Genomic DNA, 17437 nt, shown 5'->3' on the forward strand with positions numbered 1-17437 from the left:
CCGCGCGCGTCGCGACTGGACCGAAGTTGGTTGCCGGCCTGAGCGCTATCGGCTCTCACGGGCGTCCGCCGGGGCAGCGATCGCCGCCTCGGCGGCCGGCGGCACGGGTTCGACCGACGGTACCGGTTCGGCCGCCGGCACGGCCTCGATCGGCGGGTCGGTCTGCTTCGCCCGATTAGCGAGGTAGACACCGACCAGGACGACCAGCCCGCCGACGATCTGCGCGGCGCTCGGAGTCTCCCGCAGCAGTGCGATGGCGGCGACGATGGTGATCACCGGGACCAGGTTGATGAAGCTGGACGCCTTGGACGCCCCGATCTGCTCGATGCCGTGGTTGAAGAAGACGTAGGCGAGCACCGACGAGCCCACACACATGAAAACGGCCGCGAACAGCAGATCGGCCGGCAGGCCGGGCAGCCGGCCGAGATCCCGGACAGCCCCGTCGGAGAGCAACAGCCAGGGCAGGAGAGCCAGACTGCCGTACGCGAAGATGTAGTAGGTCTGCACCATGGACGTGGCCCGGGGCGCGAACCAGCGCAGCAGGAAGTTGTACAGGCCGAAGCAGAGCGTACTGGCGATCAGTAGCAGGTCACCGACGTTGTAGCGGGACTCCGCGACCACCCGCCAGTCCATCCGCGTGATGATGAGCACGACCCCCAGGTAGGAGACGACGAATCCGGCGGTCTGCCACCGGTTGGACCGTTCCCGCCTGGCCAGCACGCTCAGGCCGAGGGTGACCAGCGGGATCGTGGCCTCGGCCAGCGCCGCGTTGATCGCGGTACTGCGGGCGAGCCCTTCGAAGTAGAAGTAATAGCAGAGGGTCACCCCCACCACGCCGAGGATCGCGAACTGACCGTGTTCACGGAGGGTGACACGCAGCCGCAGCCGCATCGCCAGGCAGACGGCGAGCAGCGCGACGGCGGCGACGGCGAACCGGCTGAAGGTCACCGACGCGGGCAGCAGCGAGTCCAGCAGCAACTTGCCGGCGATCGCCGAACCACCCCAGAAGAACGCCGCCGCCACCAGCGCGGCATAGGTCAGACTCCGCAACCGCTTCTCCTACGACGCTTCGCCGCCATCGGCGCTCAGGCCAGCACCGGCTCGAGCGTGCCGTTGGGCGCCAGCGTCGTGAGGAACGTCGCTTGCAGGGCACCCAGCGCGCGCATCTGGCCGTCGACGAACGATAGCAGTTCACCGTGTGCCGGCCCGGCCCATCGTGGATCCGCGTCGAGTCGGGTGAGAAGTCCGTCCATGAAGGCGTACGTCTGTTGTTGAATCCTGCTGATTCCGGCTTCCAGTTGTGCTTCGGTCGTGGCCCACGCCGCTGGTCCGTCATAGAAGCACTTGATCCGTACCAGGTCACGCAGTCGACGGGTGAGGTGGTCCTCGAATCTGGGCAGCAGGTAGTTGGTGTTGAGATCGGTGAGGATCCGCAGCAGTGTGGTGGCGGCCGGGTCGTCGAGGTCGTAGTTGGCGACGTCCCAGACCGACCGGCGCGGCTTCACCGACATTTCATCACCGAGCCGGATTCCGGGCAGCGTCTCCACCCTGGAAGTCAGGTTCCACACCGTGCAGAGTCCGACCTGCCGGAGAAACCTGAGTGTGTTGCGGATCTGCGGCAGAGTAACCTGCTGATGAAAGGTGATCACGCCGTTGGTGGAGCCCCACACGCCCAGCTTGCGTAGCTCGGTGAACGCCCTGAGCGAGGCGTTGGTGTGGACCTTCTTGTTGTAGATGTCCAGCGTCTCGTCGTCGCCCGCCTCCAGACCGAGGTAGGTGCTGACCATCCCGACGCCGCGCAATCGACGGATCAGGGCGAGGTCACCCGGGTTGTCGAAGTCGAAGCTGTCCGCCCGTACGAAGACGTCGAACGGTATGCGCAACTGACGCTCCTCCAGCTCGGCGCAGAGTCCGAGGATCCAGCTGCGACTGTTGAGCGACCGAGTCACGAACGTGGCGTCGTAGAACCGGAGCAGGAGGTTGCGCTCCGCGAAGAACGGTAGAAGCGACTCCATCTCGTCCACCAGGTTCTTGGGTGAACGGTATCGAAGGCTCATGGTGTCGTTGCCGAGGAACCGGTTGGCGTTGCAGAAGGAGCAGGGAAACGGGCATCCCCGCTGGCCGAGGATGCCGATCTCGATCGGGACCCCGCGATCCCTGCACCGCTGGGCCACGTCCCGCGCCGCGAACGGCAGCACGTCCAGCGACGGCATCGGGGTACGGTTGGGGTTGCGCACGACCCGCTGCTGGTCCTCGGCGAAGTAGGAAACGCCCCGCAGCGCGTACGGATCGTCGCCGCTCTCGATGGCCCCCGCCAGGTCGACCAGCCCGTCCTCCCCTTCTCCCCGGATGACGAAGTCGACGCACCGGTATTCACCGAGCAACTTCTCGTCGAGATAGGTGGCGTGTTCGCCACCGAAGACGATGGTGGCCGGACCGGACATCTTGACGAGCTGTGCGAGTTTCAACGCGGACGGCAGGGTGGCGTAGTTGACACTGACACCGATCAGCCCGAATTCGGATTCGGTGATCTCTCGGCTCGCCTCCCGCTCGTTCTTGCGGTCCGCCCGGAGATCGATGATGGAGACGTCGTGTCCGTTGTGCCGGAGGAGCGCGGCGGCGAGGCCGAGAGCCAGGTTCTCGTGATAGACGTACATTTCCCGCATGTCGTCGTTGTCGGTTTGCGGGTTCACCAGAGCGATCTTCACCGATACCCCCCGTAGCTCAGCGCCGGGCCACAGTCCCCGGCTCGGTCGGCGAGGCGGCGTTCCGGGTATGCCGGCACACCACTGTCGACCGCCGACATGGGCAGGATTCTATATAGATGGTGGCGCGCGGTCCAGGTCTGGTCGAACCGATCCTCGAGTTTGCACTGTCCGTGACCGACAGTGTTGATCATCGAAATGGCCGGACCGCCAGCGGACGTATCCGCATGGCAGGCCGGACAAGAGTAACGCCCCTAACCCGCACGAGTAGGACAATCGCCGGCATGGACGGCCGCGCTGACGTGTTCCGATCCACGAGATCGCCGGTTGCCGTGCGTCGATCTACCCAACGGCCGCCCTCAGCCTAAAACGTCCGAGGTCATACCTAATTACGTTGATCGGTCATTGTAAATTGTCGATGAAGAGGCTGTTTCAGTGGTATCGCCCCAGAGCTCGTCTGCTCCGGCACCGTACCCCCGGCGGAGAGCCGGAAGCCGCCTGGCTGCCAGCCGCAGCCGCAGGCGCGTGAGGCGGCCGACGGTCCGGGCGCGCGGCGGTGCCCCGGTCGGGCCCCGCCGCGCAAGCCAGACCGGACTACTCCGCGGTGACGTCGTCCGCCGCCGCGTCGGTGTCGACGGGCTGGTCCGCCTGGCTGGCCGGTCCGGCGGCCTGCTTCGGGTTCGTCCAAGAGAACTCGATCTCGATCGCGAACTCGTCGGTGTCCTCCTGTTCGATCTCCAACTCGCACCGCACCTGGTCGGCGACGGAGATCGCGCCGCCTGCTCCGTAGAAGACCTGTCCGTTGTCGTCCAGCTGACTGGCCAGCTGGCGCAGCCACGCGGCCAGATCGGCTCGGGAAACGGTCCGGGTGTCTTCGTAGATGTCCACGTCGCCATCCTTACATTCCACTCACGACTGACTGCGGGCCGGGTGGGTACGGAGCCGGCGGAAAGCGGGACAGGGGTCGACGCGAATCAGGCTGACGACGAGCGTGACCAGCCCTGCGGGCCGTCGGCGACGTCGGTGGCCACGTCGGTGGCGGCGTCCGCGGCCTGGGCGTCCCATCGAGACACCCTGGCCCGCTTCCCCCACGGAGGTGCCGGAGCCGGCCGGGGACGCGGTACGGTCAGGTCGGCGATCGGCACGTACACCTGGGCGTCCACCGCGTCGGCCCAGAGCAGGGCGGCGGCCACGCTGCTCGGCCGCAGCCGGGGATCCCGGGCCATCGAGCGGAGGCACAGGTCGACCACGTCGGCGGGCAGTCCGTCGATCGGCGGCAGTGGTTCTGGCGCGATGTGCCGGGGCGGCCGTCGCATGCCGGGTTTCAGCGGCCACGGCAGCCGGCCCGCCAGGCAGAGGTAGAGCAGCACGCCGGTCGCGTAGCTGTCGCTGGCCGGGGTGGCCGCGCCACCGTCCCACCGCTCGGGTGCGACGAACGCCGGCGTACCTTGCAGGCTGCCGTCGGGATCGGTCTCCGCCCAGCCGGCCGCCTTGGCGATGCCGAAGTCGAGTACCTTGGCCCCGGACGGCGTGAGCACGACGTTGGCCGGCTTGATGTCGCGGTGCACGATTCCTTGGGCGTGGGCGGCGGCGAGCGCGGCGCTGACCTCGGCGCAGATCCGGACCGCTATCCGCCAGTCGAGCGCTCCGGTCGCCAGGTGCGCGGAGAGTGTCAAGCCTTGGACCAGTTCCATCACGATGTACGGGCCCGGTTCCCCGTTCGGGCCGTCGGCCAGGCCGAAGTCGTGGACGCTGGCGACGTTGGGGTGGGCCAACCGTGCCGCCGCCCTGGCCTCCCACCGGACCTTTTCCAGCAGCGTCTCGCGGTCGGCGCGGTCGGCGCGGTCGGCCGCGATCATCTTGACCGCCACGGGCCGGTCGAGCACTTCGTCGTGCGCCTGCCACACCTGTGACATGCCGCCCACGCCGACCAGCAGGTCAAGGCGGTACCGGCCACCCAACGTCCGCATGACCTTCCCCACGCCGCCGTTGCACGGATCGACGACGTTCGTCGCCGCTTCCCTCTTCTCGTCGTCCCGGTGGTCGGAGACCACCAGCTTCATCCGTACCCCTTGATCAGGAGAGGGAAACGCCGCCGGGTGGTGACCCGGGCCGGGTCGCCCGGAGTGGTGACCGGCCGGTGCCGGCACCGGCCCTGGCGGGTTCGATGCCGGCACCGGCCGGTCGGCGTGAGCGAAACGGACAGTCAGCCCACCGGGCTGGTGAACGCCGGCTGCGGGGTCACGACGCGCTTCATGGCGGCCCGCACGGTGTCCGCCACGTCGGCGTCAGCGCGGGCTGGTGCGTCGTAGAGGTGTTCGAAGGTGCCGGAGACGTCGACGATCACGTGGGTGGAGCCCGCGTGGTTGTAGATGTTGAATCGGAAGTCTGGTCCGATCCAGGCGAGCGCGGCGTTCGGCACGGTCTCCCCCGCGTACGGGTTGAGGGTGCTGGCGAGCGGCTGCCCGACTCCGGGCATCTGCGGCCAGATGGTGAGGTGGGTGTTGGCGGTCGGGTTCACCGCGGTGACGTTCGCCGACAGGACCCACGTGTTCTGTGTACCGACCGTGCCGGGGCTGGTGATCGTCGCCGTGGCCGCCGGGCCGAGCGCGCCGGGGGCACCGAGGCCGATCCGGGTGTCGGTGATCCGGGTGGGGGTCACCGGACGGAACCGCATCCCGTAGCCGTCGAAGCTGACGTCGAAGGCACCGACGAGGTCGACCACGACGTGCGTACCCATGGCGGACCCGTTGTGGATCGCGATCGACGGCAGCTCGGGGCAGGGGTAGTGCACCGGGCAGCGAGCGACCGGCACGATCGCCAGGTTGGGCACGGTCCGGCCGGCGGTGAAGTTGAGCGTCGACGCGGTCGGCACGTCACCGATGCCGTTCCAGGTGGTCAGGTGCCCGTTCGCCAGCGGGCTGACGGCGGTCACGTTGACGACGACGGCTCGGGCGGCCGGGTTGTAGAAGTCACCGAAGTCGATCGGGATGGTGACGACGTGACCGCCTTCGAGTCGACCGCCGAAGCTGGGATCACGGGTGTCCAGGATCCGGAGAGGTTCGAACGGGTAGTACTCGCTGCCGGTCACGGCCTCGGCGGCGGAGATGTAGTAGCCGGTCACGTCGGCGATGACCTGGGTGCTGCCGCCTCGGTGCAGGATGGATACCCGGCCGCCGGTGCCGACCGGCACGGTCACGGAGTTGGCGATGGTCTTGCCGGCGGTGAAGTTCAGGTTGGAGGTCGCGGGCTGGGACCCGCCGGTCGGGAAGACCGTCAGGTGCCCGGCTGCGGTCGGCGCGGTGACGGTGACGTTGAGCACGACCGCGGACACACCAGTGGCCGGTACGGCATGCAGCCCGGCGACCTGCACGTTGGTCACCTGGTTGTCGGTGACCGCGCCGGCCGGGGCACCGAGTCCGATACGGGTGTCGAGCAGCCGCGCCGGCCCGACGGAGTTGAACGTGCCGACCGCACCCGTCGGAGCGGCGTTGGCCGACGTGGTGGCCGATGTGGTGGCCGACGCGATGGCCGGCTCGGCGTGGGCGGGACTCGGACTGGCTGCGAGGGCAGTCAGCAGTGCGACGGCGCTGGCACTGGCGCCAGCGACGCGGATTGCGCGCAAGGTGGAACCCCCATGTCGAGGACCGGGATCAGCGGTCTGGTGGATGCCAGCAGCAACCGTCCAAAGTGGCCCATCGCGGCGGCTGGGATCCACACCCTACCGGCTCCGGGTGACATCGACGTGCCCTGTGGGCAGAACATCCTCGTCGGCCGGTACAGCAGGCCGGCGAACTGGGCCGGGCCGAGCATGGAGGACGCGGCGCGGGCCGCCGCCGCCCACGACATGATCCTCGACCTGCCGTACGGCTACGACACCCTGCTCGACCGCGAGTTCAAGAACGGTCACGACCTGTCCGGTGGCCAGTGGCAGCGGCTGGTCGCCGCCCGCAGCCTCTACCGGGTCGCCCGGCTGCTGGTCTGCGACGAGCCCTCCGCCGCGCTCGACGCCCCTGCAGGCCAGCGGATACCTGCCGGACGACACCCCGGCGTCGGCTCAGTAGCCCCGCCATGCCTCCCGGCTGTATTCCAACACCCGGGGCTGCAGCAGCGTCGACGCCTCGACCGGCATCCGGTCCCGGTCCGGCGGGAAGACCTCGGCGGCCCGCAGCACCCGCTGGCCGAGGAAACGCAGCGTCGGCGCGTCACCCGGCAGGGTCAGCGTCGGCGCGCGGGCCGCGTCGGCGGTCGAGGCCGCGAGCACGAATCCCCAGTCGCCGAAGGACGGCACGTCGACGTGGTACGGCGTACCGACGTATCCGGCCCGCAGGATCGACGCCTCGATGCTCCAAAACGCGCGCGGGGCGAAGTACGGCGACCCGGCCTGCACCACCAGCCGTGCCTGCGGGGCGAGGACGTTGCGGATCAGCGCGTAGAACTCCACCGAGTACAGCTTGGCGGTGGCCGTCTGGTCCGGATCGGGCAGGTCGACGATGACCGCGTCGAAGCGGTCCCCGGCGGTCCGCAACCAGGTGAAGGCGTCGGTGTGCACCAGCCGTACCCGAGGGTCGTCGAAGGATCCACCGTTGAGCGCCCGGATGTCCGGGTCGGTACGCGCCAGCGCCACCACCGCCGGATCCAGTTCGACGAGCGTCACCGACGCCACGTCCGGGTAACGCAGCACCTCCCGCAGTGCCATCCCGTCACCGCCGCCGAGCACCAGTACCCGGCCGCGCGGGCCGGCCAGCGCCGGATGGACCAGCGCCTCGTGGTAGCGGTATTCGTCGACCGAGCTGAACTGCAGGTCGCCGTCGAGGTAGAGGCGCAGATCGGGTCGTTCGGAGACCGCCGACAGCGACCGGGTCAGCACGATTTCCTGGTAGCGGCTGCGTTCGGCGTGCACCACCGGATCGCGGTAGAGCTGCTGGCGGGTGGTCACCTCGAAGTCCTCGGCGATCAGGAACGCGCCACCGAGCAGGACACCGACTCCTACGGTGGCCACGCTGACCGCCACCCGGCCACGGGCGGTCAGATCGCGGCGGAACACGGTGGCGACGAGCAGGATGCCAGCCAGGGCGTTGACCAGGCCGACCACCAGAGCGCCGCGCAGTTGACCGAACATCGGGATCAGCAGTAGCGGGAACGCCAACGCGCCGAGCAGCGCGCCGACGTAGTCGGCGGCGAACAGGTCGGCGACCGCGCTGCCGGCCGCCTGTTTGCGAATTCGCTGCAGCAGGACCATCAGCAGCGGGATCTCCGCCCCGATCAGCAAACCGAGAACGAAGGCGGTCGCCACCAACGCGGGAACGTACAGGTTCAGCCAGGCGAACGCGGCGTACAGCCCGAACACCGACAGCCCGCCGAGCAGGGCCAGGGTGAGTTCCACCGCGGCGAACGCGGCGACGGCGTGCCCCTGCAGCGGCTTGGCGGCCAGCGCGCCGACGCCCATGGCGAAGACCATCACCCCGAGCACGATCGACGCCTGCCCGACGGTGTCACCGATCAGGTAGCTGCCGAGGGCGACCAACGCGAGTTCGTACACCAGGCCGCAGGCGGCGCAGACGAAGACCGCCGCGAGGACGGCGGGCCGCGCCAGGCGGCCGAACAGGCCGGCACGAGCCGCCGGACCGGGATGACCGGGACCGGTGTCGCCGTGGCCGGCAGGGTCGGGACCGCCCGGTACGGCGGCCACGACGCTCGACATCAGCTGATCGCCGCCGCGACGATGGCCCCGGTGGCGAGGTGGATCACGGCGGTGACCCAGACGGCGGGGTGCGCCTCGGCGTCGACCAGGATGTCGCCGAGCTTGCCGGGGGTGACGGCGTCGAGCAGCACGAACGACAGCGCCATCACGGCCAGACCGAGGAGGCCGTACGCGCTGGTGCCGAGCAGGCCGACGACGAAGTCGTTCTCTCCGGCGGCGATCGCGGCGACCACGATGGTGCCGACCGCGAGGAGGTTGGAGGCCAGCACCACGGTGGCGTTGCGGTTGCGGTCGACCCAGATCTGGTCCCGCAGCCGGCCCGGAGTGATCACGTCGACCAGTACGTAGCCGATGGCCATCAGGACCAGGCCGACGCCGCCGTAGGCGAGGGTGAGCAGCAAATCGACGAAGAGTGTACGCAGCATGAGGGGCTCCAGATGGTTAAGGGATCACTTGCCGGTGCCGGGACCGCCGCCGCGGGTGGTGCTGCCACGGGTCCAGCTCCAGGAGTTGCCGACTGTGGACCGGTACCGGGGGTAGGCCGTCGTCATCCGTTCGACGAGGATCAGCGTCCCCAACGCGTACGGCAGGATCACCACCGAATCGTCGCCGTACCGCAGGTAGTAGCGGTCCGCCTGGGTGTGCTGGTCGTCGGGCCGGAACGTACGGGTGAGTTCCTGCATCACCTGCCGGGGCGCGCGGTCGGACCGAAAGCCCTTGGCGTCGGAGCCGATGTCGTCGACGACCGAACGGGTGTAGGTGCGTTCGACGTAGCTCCGTGGGGAGAACGTCCCGAACGCCAGGCCGGAGCAGGAGACGACGACGCCGACCAGGGCGGTCAGCACGCCTCCGATGATCCATTTACGGGAAGTCACGAGATCGTCACCACCGTTTCGGTCTCGACGAGTTCGGCGGTCTGGGGATAGGCGTGCCAGGTTCGCCAGGTCACCGCGTCCTCGCCGAACCGGGCGTACAGGGCGGTCACCGCGTCCGGGCTGCCGGCGAAGACGCCGACCAAGCCGTGTGGATCGTCGGCGAGGCGGTCCCGCAGGTCGGCGACCTCGCGGGTGAGTTCGGCCGCGTCGAGGACGCGGATCCGGGCGGCGAAGCGGTAGCCGGCGCCGTCGTCGACGCGCGGCGGCAGATCCCGGCGCGGACCGGGCAGGCAGGCCACGGTTTCGATCAGGTCACCGGCGGGACCGGAGAACACCACCTGGTGTGACGCGCCGAGTAGCCGCAGCCGCAGCCCGGCCGGCCGAGCCGGTGGCAGCGGTATTTGGAGAACGTGCAGCGCGGGCTGTTCGGGCAGACCCAGCGCGAAGCTGAGATCGGCGGCGGTGGTGTCGGCGTACGGTGCGTCGAGCGTGACCAGCATGTCAAGCGGTCCGTCCGGTCGACGGCTGACCACCGCTGGGATAGATCATCAGCTCGGCCCGGTGCAGGACCTCACCGAGTCCGACCTCCCACCGCGGCGAGTCGCCGTACCCCTCGAAGGACAGCCGGGCGTTGTCGGGTGCGGTGTAGTCGTGGTAGCGCACCGTCCCGCTGGGCGCGAGCCCGGTCGCGCCGACACTGGTGAACCGGGCCTGGCCGGATTCGTCGAGCCGGTAGCGCCGACCGGCGTGGTCGATCGAGGGCGCTCCGGGGCGCAGGCCCGGGTCGGGCGCGGCCTCGGTCCAGAGCACGACTTCGAGGTCCGGGTCGGATTCGACGGACAGCCACACCTTGGCGCCCCGGGCGTCGTCGAGGAAGTGCTCGCTCCAGGTCCAGCTGCCTTCGGCGAAGTGCAGACTGCCCCGTACGGCGTACGACTGGCCTCGGATTTCCACGATGTCACCGGGAGCGAGCCGGCGTGGATCGCCGCGCAGCGCGTCGGTGTCCCCGCTGTGGAACGGGTCCACCGGTCCTCGCCCGGACGACTTCGTCGCGCTGGAACGCACCCGCGTACGCCACACGACGATCAGCACCGTCACTGTCCCGGCGACCGCGATCACGCATCCGAGTCCGGTGACCAGGTAGGCCATGGTCCCGTTCATCGCCGCCCCCCATTCCTCGTTTCCTCGCACTGGTCGAAGACCGTAGCAAGGACGTGCACGTCGACCCATGGGAGGCTTTTGGGTAATCGATTGACCACGATGCGCGACTGACTCGATGTGTCATTGACGCGGGTCCGGGTATCCGCGCTGTCATCGAGTGTTGGGATGAGAAATGGACTTCGAGCCGACGATCAGGACGGTCGGGACAGCAATCGACACGGCCGGCGTGGGAATCATCTTGATCGGAGCCGTCGTCGGTACCGTCCGCTTCTTGTCCGGCACATTTCGTAAACACAATCCGACTATGGCCTACCGCCGTTATCGGCAGGGCCTCGGCCGCGCGGTCCTGCTCGGTCTGGAGTTCCTCGTCGCCGGGGACATCATCCGCACCGTCGCCATTTCACCTACCTTCAGCAGTGTTGGGGTGCTAGCGCTCATTGTTGCCGTACGTACCTTTTTGAGCTTTTCACTCGAAGTCGAACTTACCGGTCGCTGGCCCTGGCAGGACTCCCGGGCGCAGCGCCAGCCAGCAGGCCGGACGACCGAGTCCCGACTAGAAGGGACCGGTCAGCCGCGCCCCGGCGGGGATGATCCGGCTGTTCACGGGTAGTCGACGGCGACCAGGAGTCAGGCGAGCGTCACCGTCGGGAGGCGTCATGTCAGGCAAACGTCCAGGCAGCAAGGGATACGACACACAGCGTGCCCGGCTACGCAAGGAGCTGGAGAACTCCGGGCAGGCCAACGACGCGGGGGCCGACGAACGAGCCAACGAGATCCTGCAGACCGAACGCGGTCGCGAAGGTGTCCTGCGTACCGAGCGTGGTCTGGGGCCCAAGGGTGAGCGGTAACCGTCGGCCGGAGTGAGTGGCGACGCCGGCGGTCGCGCCCGCGCTGCTGCTGGTCGCGCTGCTACCGGTGGCCGCCGCGATGCCGGCGCTCGTCGCGCTCGCGGTCCTGGCCGTCGTCACGGTCACCGGAGTGATCCTCGGAAACGTGCATGCCCGGCCGCAACGTCAGGCGATCCGCGACATCCGCCTCGCCGAGCAACAGTCCCTGGAGAGTACGGAGACCGACTGGCGGCGCCGACAGGACTGACACCCCGCCCACGATGTCGCCCGACACCTGCACTGTGGATCCGGCAGGTCTGGAGCGGCGTGAAAAGCTGGGACGGTGACAACAGTGGCCCGCCCGGCGCGGACGCACCGGCCCGGCCGGATCTGGCGAACGTTGGCCCCGCTGTGGATCGCGCTCACCGTCGGGGCCGCGTACGCGATCGGTTCCGGCTGCGCCTGGCTGCTGTTCCACGCCTCGGCGGTCGGGGCGGTCTTCTTCCCACCCGCCGGGGTGACGCTCGGCGCGCTGATCCTGGTCCGGCGCAGGCACTGGGTCTGGGTGCTGGGCGCGGCCGGCACGGTCGAATTCGGGATTAACCTCTGGCAAGGGCTCGACCCGATGGCCGCCGCCGGATTCGTGCTGACCAACGTCGCCGAACCGTTGGTCGGCGCCACCCTGCTGCGGCACTTCCGGCCAGACCGGATCGATCTGACCCGCTACCGCGACGCGGTCGCGTTCCTCGGCTGCGCGGTCGGCGCGGGACCGCTGTTCGGCGCGGTGATCGGCGCCTCGACCAGCGTGCTGTCGATGGAGGCCGGCTGGTGGGCGGCGTTCGGACGGTTCTGGGCCGGCGACGGTCTGGCCGTGCTGACGCTCGGCGCGGCGCTGGTCGGCCTCGACTCGGCACGCGGCCGGTTCCGGCTCGGCCGAGCCCTGCGTGGGGTGGCCGCGCTGGGCACCACCGCCGCGCTGACCGTCGTCGGGTTCTGGCCCCGGGAGGTTCCGCTGGCCTACCTGCCGGTGCCGGTGCTGCTCGCGGTCGGGTTCCGCGGGCGGGTGGCGACCGTCGGCGCCTCCGGCTTCGTGATGGCCTTCTTCGCCAACCTGCTCAGCGCCGCCGGCCGTGGACCGTGGTCCGGGCTGGCCAGCCAGCCCCGGCTGGAGGCGGCCACCCTGCAGGTCTATCTGGCCGTCGTGGTGCTCGGCGCGTGGGCACTGTCGGTCGCGGTCGCGCAACGCGACCGGGCGCAGGCCGAGTCCCGCCGGGAGGTGGCCGCCCGCCGACGACTGCAGGCGCTGCAGGACGTGACCGCCGGGCTGGCCACCGCCGCCACCTCCGATCAGGTGGTCCGGGTCCTGGTCGAGCAGGGCGTCAGTCTGGTCGCCGACCACGGCGCGGTGGCGTTGACCGACGGCGGCGGTCGACGCCTGCGGACCTGGACGACGGACGCCGTACCGGAGAAGGTCGCCGATCGCTTCGCCGAACTCCCGCTCGACGCGGGCGGCCGGGTGCCGATCGTGGACGCCGTACGGACGGCCCGGCCGATCCGGCTCCCGTCGCTGGCCGCGTTGACCGCCCGTTATCCGGAGTTGGCCGCGACCCAGGCCGAGCCCGGCATCCGGAGTCTGCTGGTGCTGCCGATCCGGGCTGGCGACCGCTGCCTGGGTGCCTTGGCGTTCGCGTTCCACCACGACGACGCGATCTCCCCGGAGGTGGCGTCCATCGCGCAGACCCTGGCCGAACTCGCCGGGCAGGCGGTGGAACGCGCGCAACTGTACGAGGCCGAGCACGCGGCGGCCCACGAACTGCAGCGGTCGCTGCTGCCGGACATCTCCGACGACCTCCCCGGGGTGACCGCCGGCGTCTGCTACCAGCCGGCGGAACGGGGCCGCGACGTCGGCGGTGACTGGTACGACGTGTTCGAACTGCCCGGAAACCGGGTCGCTATCGCTGTCGGGGACGTGGTCGGCCACGGCCTGTCGGCGGCAATCACCATGGGCCGGCTGCAGCAGACGTTACGGTCGGTGGCGCGGACCGGGGCCGCACCAGTCGAGGTGTTGGAGGCGCTGGACACGGCCTGCGGCACGATCGCCGGGGCCGACTACACCACCGTCGGCTACGCCGAGTACAGCCCGACCGACCGGCTGTTGACCTACGCCTGCGCGGGACATCCACCGCCGCTGCTGGTCGCCGACGGCGTCGCCACTTACCTGACCGGCGCCCGGTCCCTACCGTTACGGCTCGTTCCCTGGACGCGCCGGCAGGCACAGCTGCGCGTTCCGGACGGCGCGCTGTTGGTGTGGTACTCCGACGGCCTGATCGAGCGCCGGGACCAAGTGATCGACACCGGGCTGGGTCGGCTGAGCACGATCGCCGCCGGTCTACCCGGTGACGAGCCGCAGCAATGGTGCGACCGGTTGCTCACGGACATGACCGCCGGCCAGGCGATCACCGACGACATCGTGGTGGTCTGTGTACGCCTGGGCGGGCTGCCGACCGATGGAGAACAGGCGACGGTGCTGCGGGCTACCTTGTCGTCGCCGGCGGATCTGGCGGCAACCCGCCAGGCGCTGCGGAGATGGTCGGCCGGGCACGAGATGTCCGCCGACCAGACCGACGCGCTCCTCGCCACCTGCAACGAGGCGTTGATCAACGCGCTGGAGCACGCCTACCACGGTCGGCCGGCCGGCCCGGTCGCGCTGCAGGTGGTGCTGCTCGATCGACAACAGGTACGGGTCGAGGTCACCGATCGGGGTGCGTGGCGGGGGCATTCGTACGGCGACGGCGACCGGGGCCGGGGACTGGACCTGATCAACCGGTTGTCCCGACGGGCGGTGCTGGATCTCAGCGAGGCGGGTACCCGCGTCACCATCACCCTGCCCGGACGGTGAACCGGCCGGGGACACCCCACAGCGGGACGGCCGAGAACATGGACGGCCGCTGCGGTGCGCGAAACGCCGGATCGATCCAGTTCGGCAAACGCTTTCCGGGCCAGAAGGGACGCGCGAGGCCAGCTCACCCACCGCCACCAGACCGCATGATCACCGCCACGGTGGGTAGCCGGTGTGATGGCCGACATCGCCAGCCACGGACTGCTCAGTGACTGTCAGGGCGCAGCCCTGGTCTCCCAGGCAGGATCCGTCGACTGGTGGTGCCCCGCCCGGTTCGACGCGCCGAGCGTCTTTGCCCGGCTGCTCGATCCCCAGGCCGGACACTGGTCGATCGCCCCGGCCGACGAGCACACGACGACCCGGCGGTACCTGGACGGCACCATGGTGCTGCGGACCGACTTCCAGACCACGACCGGGCGACTACGGGTCACCGACGCCCTCGCGCTCGGCCCCGGCGAACGCGGCCACCGCATCGGGCTCGGCTCACCACACCAACTACTCCGTCAGGTGGAGGCGACCGCCGGGACCGTCGACGTGGCCGTCGAGGTGGCGGCCCGACCCGGCTACGGACTGGTCATGCCGACCGCCACCAGCATCGGTACCGACGGTGTCGAACTGACCGGCGGCGGCGACCGACTCACCCTGACCTGCGGCGCCGACCTGCCGCTGACCGTCACCGACGGCACGATCCGCGCGCGCCTCACCCTCACCGAGGGCGACACGGTCCGCTTCGCGCTCCGCCACCGGCCCGCCAACGACCAGCGCGGTGGCCCGGACCCGTCGGCGTCCGTCGACGACACCATCGCCGCCTGGCGGTCCTGGGCGGAACTGCACCACGGCTACCAGGGCCCCTACCTCGACCAGGTACGCCGCAGCGCGTTGGTGTTGCAGGCGTTGACCTACCAACCGACCGGGGCGGTGGTCGCCGCCCCCACCACCTCCCTGCCCGAGGAGGTCGGCGGCACCGCCAACTGGGACTACCGGTACGGCTGGCTGCGCGACGGCGCCTTCACCATGCAGGCGCTGTGGGTCGCCGCCTGCCCGGACGAGGCGCACCGCTTCTTCGACTGGACGGCCGGCTCGGCCGGCACGCCCGTCAACGGCCACGGGCTACCAGCCGGACAACCCGTACCGATCATGTTCGGGGTGGGCGGCGAGCGCGACCTGACCGAACACACCCTCGACCACCTCGCCGGATACCGGGACTCGCGGCCGGTGCGGGTCGGCAACGACGCCTGGCGACAGCGGCAGCTCGACGTACTCGGCGAGGTGCTGCAGGGGGCCTGGATCATGCGCGACCACCTCGCCGACATCTCCCCCGGTACGGCACGATTCCTGCGCGCGCTGGCCGATCGGGCGGCGACCGGCTGGACCGAACCGGACGCCGGGATCTGGGAAGGCCGCGAGGGCCACCGGCACTACGTCACCTCGAAAGTGATGTGCTGGGTGGCACTCGACCGGGGGATCCGGTTGGCACGACTGATCGACGCCGACCCCGACACCGAGGTAGGCCGCTGGCGACGGGCCCGCGAAGACGTCCGAGCCGCGATCCTCGCCCACGGCTGGGACGCCCGGCGGCAGGCGTTCGTCGGCGCGTTCGGCTCGCCACACCTCGACGCCGGCGTACTGATCATGCCGATGGTGGGCTTCCTGCCCGGGACCGATCCTCGGATGGCGTCGACGATCGACGTCATCGAGCAGGAGCTGGGCCATGACGGACTGGTGCAACGCTGGACCGGCGCCGGCGACGAGGGAGCCTTCCTGATCTGCTCGTACTGGCTGGCCGAGGCGCATGCCCTGGCCGGCCGGCCGGACCGGGCACGGGCGGTGTTCGACCGGGCCACCCGGTGCGCCAACGACCTGGGTCTGCTGGCCGAGGAAGTCGACCGCCGCGACGACAGCCCGATCGGCAACTTCCCCCAGGGGCTGTCGCACATCGGGCTGATCAACGCGGCGTGGACCATCTCCGAAGCCGAGCTGGCCGTCGGCGTCCACCCCGCTCACACCGGCAGCGGCGCGGCCGACAACCGCAGCCCGGCCAGCGAGTCCCGGTAGGACCCGTCGTCGAGGACCCGGGCCACCGCATCGGCGATCCGGTCCGCGCAGCCGACGTCGAGCAACCGGTACGGCGCGTCCCGGTCGGTGCCCGCGCCCGCGTCGAGGTCGATCCCGATCCCCAACCGCCGCACCTGACGGGCGACCAACGGCTGGTCGCCGAAGAACGGTACGACGACCATCGGCACCCGGGCCAGGATCGCCTCGTGAAAGCTGTTGCCACCGCCGTGGGTGACGAACACGTCCGCCCGGCTGAGCACCCGCTGCTGGTCGACGGCGTGACAGACGGTCCAGTTGGCCGGATAACGGTCGAGGATCCGCCGCCCTCTGGTGGGAAACACGACGGTGACCTCGCCGCCACCCCAGCGCTCGGCCAGGCCGGCGACGCAGCGACGCAGCGCCCCGACCAGCCGTGGCTCGGCCTGCCACAGGTTGTCCAGCACCTCGGTGCCGAACGACAGGTAGATCAGCGGCCGACCGCCGCGCCCGGCCGGGCGTCGCCAACCATCGGAGAGGTAGCCGGCGAACTGGTACCGCCCGGTGGCCGCCCGGTTGGTCCGGAAGTCGGCCGGGGTCACCGACGGATACGACCAGAGGACGTCGAGGTCGCCGGGCAGGTGCAGGCTGTTGGAGACGAGTTCGACACCGGCCGGGTCGACACCGAGCCCGTACCGCCGGTCCAGCCGCTCGATCGCCGCCATGTTGGTCGCTGACCGCACACAGCGGAGCAGGTAGTCGGTGTCGACCAGCGGCCCGACCAGGCCCGGTATCGAACTCCACGCCGGCACGCCCAGATACCGGGCGACCAAGTGCCCCTCGACCGCGCAGAAGTCGTACAGGACCAGGTCGGGGTCGAAACCACGGGCCGCTGTCAGGCACTCGTCGAACAGCCGGTACGCCCGGTCGAACACCCGGTCGGCCGGGGTGTTGACGAAGTCGCGGCAGCCGGGCACCGAGACCGTCAGTCCGGCGAGGTCACCGAGGCGGGGCACGGTGGTCTGCCGGTCGACGAGCACGATCCGGAAGCTGTGCTCGGCCCGGTGGGCGCGGACCAGCCGCTTGAGGATGTTGAGATGCCCCTCGTTGGGAATACTGACGACCAGCACCCGTCGTCGTCGCGACATCGCGCCTCCCCGCACCCACCGCGCGGCCGCCGACCAGGCACGGCGCGCCTCAGCCCGGCTAGCGACTTCCCCGACGCGGGTCACCCA

General features: G+C 70.1%; 15 protein-coding genes and 2 pseudogenes. 6 read left to right on the plus strand and 11 right to left on the minus strand.

The window, feature by feature from the left end:
* Positions 1 to 45 precede the first annotated feature (45 nt).
* The 5 genes from O7632_RS00885 to O7632_RS00905 all read right to left on the minus strand — a co-directional run bounded on the left by O7632_RS00885 (position 46) and on the right by O7632_RS00905 (position 6330).
* The gene (locus O7632_RS00885) at positions 46 to 1050 is read right to left on the minus strand and encodes a DMT family transporter (protein WP_278110579.1); all 1005 of its coding nucleotides are present in this window, start codon (positions 1048 to 1050) and stop codon (positions 46 to 48) included.
* Between the two features lie 35 nt (positions 1051 to 1085).
* Entirely contained in the window at positions 1086 to 2693 is a 1608-nt protein-coding gene (locus O7632_RS00890; protein ID WP_278110582.1) for a radical SAM protein, read from the minus strand.
* Positions 2694 to 3299: 606 nt separating this feature from the next.
* Positions 3300 to 3593, minus strand: coding sequence for an amphi-Trp domain-containing protein (locus O7632_RS00895; RefSeq protein ID WP_278110583.1), 294 nt, complete (start codon positions 3591 to 3593; stop codon positions 3300 to 3302).
* 86 nt (positions 3594 to 3679) lie between these two features.
* Positions 3680 to 4675: a serine/threonine-protein kinase gene (locus O7632_RS00900; protein WP_278119749.1), complete on the minus strand. Its 996-nt coding sequence runs from the start codon at positions 4673 to 4675 to the stop codon at positions 3680 to 3682.
* Between the two features lie 236 nt (positions 4676 to 4911).
* A complete protein-coding gene (locus O7632_RS00905) occupies positions 4912 to 6330 on the minus strand; it encodes a hypothetical protein (protein ID WP_278110585.1) in 1419 nt (472 codons plus the stop codon).
* Between the two features lie 186 nt (positions 6331 to 6516).
* Here O7632_RS00905 and O7632_RS00910 point away from each other — a divergent pair.
* Positions 6517 to 6714, plus strand: a pseudogene (locus O7632_RS00910) (ATP-binding cassette domain-containing protein); the annotation flags it as partial.
* Positions 6715 to 6762: 48 nt separating this feature from the next.
* Here O7632_RS00910 and O7632_RS00915 read toward each other — a convergent pair.
* From O7632_RS00915 to O7632_RS00935, 5 genes are read right to left on the minus strand one after another with little or no spacing between them, the layout of a single operon-like run.
* Entirely contained in the window at positions 6763 to 8409 is a 1647-nt protein-coding gene (locus O7632_RS00915; protein ID WP_278110587.1) for a polyamine aminopropyltransferase, read from the minus strand.
* Positions 8409 to 8834: a DUF350 domain-containing protein gene (locus O7632_RS00920; protein WP_278110588.1), complete on the minus strand. Its 426-nt coding sequence runs from the start codon at positions 8832 to 8834 to the stop codon at positions 8409 to 8411. Before O7632_RS00920 ends, O7632_RS00915 begins: the two co-directional genes overlap by 1 nt.
* Before the next feature lie 24 nt (positions 8835 to 8858).
* Positions 8859 to 9254: a DUF4247 domain-containing protein gene (locus tag O7632_RS00925; RefSeq protein ID WP_278110590.1), complete on the minus strand. Its 396-nt coding sequence runs from the start codon at positions 9252 to 9254 to the stop codon at positions 8859 to 8861.
* Between the two features lie 26 nt (positions 9255 to 9280).
* Complete coding sequence (locus O7632_RS00930) at positions 9281 to 9784, minus strand: DUF2617 family protein (protein WP_278110592.1); 504 nt, start codon at positions 9782 to 9784, stop codon at positions 9281 to 9283.
* Position 9785: 1 nt separating this feature from the next.
* The gene (locus tag O7632_RS00935) at positions 9786 to 10445 is read right to left on the minus strand and encodes a DUF4178 domain-containing protein (RefSeq protein WP_278110594.1); all 660 of its coding nucleotides are present in this window, start codon (positions 10443 to 10445) and stop codon (positions 9786 to 9788) included.
* A gap of 172 nt (positions 10446 to 10617) precedes the next feature.
* Between O7632_RS00935 and O7632_RS00940 the strand changes: the two genes are divergently transcribed.
* From O7632_RS00940 to O7632_RS00960, 5 genes and pseudogenes are all read left to right on the plus strand, one after another.
* On the plus strand, positions 10618 to 11055 hold the full coding sequence (locus O7632_RS00940) for a DUF1622 domain-containing protein (RefSeq protein ID WP_278110595.1): 438 nt from the start codon (positions 10618 to 10620) through the stop codon (positions 11053 to 11055).
* Between the two features lie 46 nt (positions 11056 to 11101).
* On the plus strand, positions 11102 to 11293 hold the full coding sequence (locus tag O7632_RS00945; RefSeq protein WP_278110597.1) for a phosphatidylethanolamine-binding protein: 192 nt from the start codon (positions 11102 to 11104) through the stop codon (positions 11291 to 11293).
* 16 nt (positions 11294 to 11309) lie between these two features.
* Positions 11310 to 11540, plus strand: coding sequence for a hypothetical protein (locus tag O7632_RS00950; RefSeq protein ID WP_278110598.1), 231 nt, complete (start codon positions 11310 to 11312; stop codon positions 11538 to 11540).
* Between the two features lie 75 nt (positions 11541 to 11615).
* Positions 11616 to 14171, plus strand: a complete 2556-nt coding sequence (locus tag O7632_RS00955; RefSeq protein WP_278110600.1) for a SpoIIE family protein phosphatase — start codon at positions 11616 to 11618, stop codon at positions 14169 to 14171.
* 165 nt (positions 14172 to 14336) lie between these two features.
* Positions 14337 to 16226 (plus strand): annotated as a pseudogene (locus O7632_RS00960) (glycoside hydrolase family 15 protein); the annotation flags it as partial.
* On the opposite strand, the gene O7632_RS00965 reads toward O7632_RS00960, so the two are convergent.
* Entirely contained in the window at positions 16172 to 17350 is a 1179-nt protein-coding gene (locus O7632_RS00965; RefSeq protein WP_278110602.1) for a glycosyltransferase, read from the minus strand. The pseudogene O7632_RS00960 and the gene O7632_RS00965 overlap by 55 nt on opposite strands.
* Between the last annotated feature and the right edge of the window lie 87 nt (positions 17351 to 17437).

Origin of the sequence: Solwaraspora sp. WMMD406 (assembly GCF_029626025.1) — a bacterium.
GTDB lineage: Bacteria > Actinomycetota > Actinomycetes > Mycobacteriales > Micromonosporaceae > Micromonospora_E.